The sequence below is a fragment of the Streptomyces sp. NRRL B-1140 genome, from assembly GCF_001280065.1.
Lineage (GTDB): Bacteria > Actinomycetota > Actinomycetes > Streptomycetales > Streptomycetaceae > Streptomyces.
The window spans coordinates 1-214 of sequence record NZ_LGEA01000076.1 but is presented as its reverse complement, the minus strand read 5'-3'; the positions used below and the strand labels follow the sequence as shown (position 1 = coordinate 214).

The 214-nt window shown below is 55.1% G+C and carries 1 rRNA gene; it reads left to right on the top strand.

The window, feature by feature from the left end:
* Window positions 1–214, top strand: a 23S ribosomal RNA gene (locus ADK65_RS09365); the annotation flags it as partial.

Below are 214 nucleotides of genomic sequence, written 5' to 3'. Positions count from 1 at the left end.
GATAGCGGATAGTACCGTGAGGGAATGGTGAAAAGTACCCCGGGAGGGGAGTGAAATAGTACCTGAAACCGTGTGCCTACAAGCCGTGGGAGCGTCGGAACAAGGCTTGCCTTGTTCTCGTGACTGCGTGCCTTTTGAAGAATGAGCCTGCGAGTTTGCGGTGTGTTGCGAGGTTAACCCGTGTGGGGAAGCCGTAGCGAAAGCGAGTCCGAAT